Genomic DNA, 1408 nt, shown 5'->3' with positions numbered 1-1408 from the left:
TTTTCTAAGGTTCTTTTTAACGCGTACGGGGAGTGAAAGGGAGGCCGCGATGGGCTTAACGAAAACGTTAGCTCCTGGGTCGATTTCTTATATATAAAGATATTTTTAAATTTCTGAATCCAATTTTGTTTATTCATACAAATCTTCCTAGATACCGATTCCGGTTACTCGGTTAAGCTAATAGCTTTGATGTTAGTATTTCGCGTTTAATAATTTCTACCTCAGGCATTTATTTCCATTATCAAGAAGTTGACTTCCTCCCCCACCAGAGCGATGATGTCTCTGGGGCAACTGCCCACCAAGGAGGAATGAATATCGAGGAATAACCGGCCCCAATAAAAAATTAAATTCCGCAAATGATTCTTTACCGTCGAATCAAACGACAAGCATTTTGCTTCAGGTATTTTACATCATGGTCCAGTGCATGATGGGCCGGGTTATAAGGGGGAGTTTTATCGGACCAGCCGGAAAATAGAGAACCCCGCCAGAAACGAAACTGACGGGGCTGGGTATCAAAGTTTTACCGGAAAAAGAGTTTAAGCTCAGCGAATAGAGTTTTCAGATTGAGGGTGAGATGTCCGATAATAAACGCGACCATCCCAAATCCTAGCCAGATATGCAGGTCTTTCATAACAGGAACGTTCATTCCAAGGAACGTCCAACCTTGAGAAAATGCGGGTCCGTGAGGGGCGACCATTAACCCCAGCCCGGTCACAGTTACAATCAATCCTAGAGAAGCTAACGATGTTGAAAGTATGCCTTTTATTTTGCCGACCAAGGACCGGCTAGCTACCTTACTGTTATCATTCAGATTCACGAGGGTTTGATTGGTTACGGAACTCATTTTGATAACCTCCCAGATGATGTTTAGATTTCCTCTGTGTTTATAGATTACAGAAGAAAACTGAAATCGATCTGAAAGGTGTGTGAACATCACGTGAACTTGGCTTTTTAAGGAACCACCTGTAAGGGCAGTTTGTCCTCACGACCGACAGCGAATTCTGCCCATCTATTCCACTGGATACGTCCGACCACTTATCAAGCGAGGGTTCTATAATCTTACGACCGACGCTCATTTAGCGTGGGCTTTTTTAATTATCAAAGAGTGAAACAGCCCCCGTTGCGGGGGGACTGTCTTGGCGTTATTCAGCTTTTTCGGTCTTACTCATGTTCTCATTAAGCTTTTCGATGTTCAGGTTCAACCGGGCCAGCTGTTCGGCGATGGTGGCCAGGGATTCAGCGATTTTTGGAACATCCCGTTCGTAAAACTTCCTGCCCAAGCCGGTTTGATAAAACTCTGTCATTAAAAAAGGGCTGTTACGCCCCCTCCCGTTGCATATGACGGTATTTTTTCGGCTTTATCCTCGGTCTCTTACCGGTGGACGAGAAGTAACCCATATCCCCAGTT

Annotated in this window: 2 protein-coding genes; both read right to left on the bottom strand. The window is 44.5% G+C overall.

Going from position 1 to position 1408, the window contains the following annotated elements:
- Positions 1 to 520 precede the first annotated feature (520 nt).
- Positions 521 to 844 carry a DUF4405 domain-containing protein gene (locus H1S01_RS20165; RefSeq protein WP_188042157.1) on the bottom strand — a complete coding sequence of 108 codons (324 nt, stop codon included), beginning with the start codon at positions 842 to 844 and terminating at the stop codon, positions 521 to 523.
- Positions 845 to 1142: 298 nt separating this feature from the next.
- Positions 1143 to 1304, bottom strand: a complete 162-nt coding sequence (locus tag H1S01_RS20160; RefSeq protein WP_188042156.1) for a hypothetical protein — start codon at positions 1302 to 1304, stop codon at positions 1143 to 1145.
- Between the last annotated feature and the right edge of the window lie 104 nt (positions 1305 to 1408).

It is taken from the genome of Heliobacterium chlorum, from assembly GCF_014502795.1.
GTDB lineage: Bacteria > Bacillota > Desulfitobacteriia > Heliobacteriales > Heliobacteriaceae > Heliobacterium > Heliobacterium chlorum.
This window is presented reverse-complemented; position numbering and strand designations above follow the sequence as displayed.